Origin of the sequence: Streptococcus intestinihominis, assembly GCF_046824975.1 — a bacterium.
Classification (GTDB): Bacteria; Bacillota; Bacilli; order Lactobacillales; family Streptococcaceae; genus Streptococcus.
The window spans coordinates 296,375-296,632 of record NZ_JBKQBL010000003.1 but is presented as its reverse complement, the minus strand read 5'-3'; the positions used below and the strand labels follow the sequence as shown (position 1 = coordinate 296,632).

Genomic DNA, 258 nt, shown 5'->3' with positions numbered 1-258 from the left:
CAGATTTTCTCTTTTCCGTTGAAATTCTATCTAAAGATAGGGATTTATGATAAAATAAAGTGTTACAACTAAAGGTATGAATAAAGGAAGGCTATGCGCAAAGAAATATCCCCTGAATTATTTAATTACAATAAATATCCCGGACCGGAATTTCGTCTGGTTGGCAATCAAGTGCTAGCAGAACAATTAACATTTGAGCTGGTTGAGAATCAGAATGATGCCTTTGATGCTACGGTCTTTGGTCAGCGTTTTTCAGAG

General features: G+C 36.0%; 1 pseudogene. It reads left to right on the top strand.

Features of this window, described 5'->3' with window-relative positions:
* Positions 1-93: 93 nt before the first annotated feature.
* Positions 94-258, top strand: a pseudogene (locus tag ACLOR3_RS06670) (DUF1027 domain-containing protein); the annotation flags it as partial.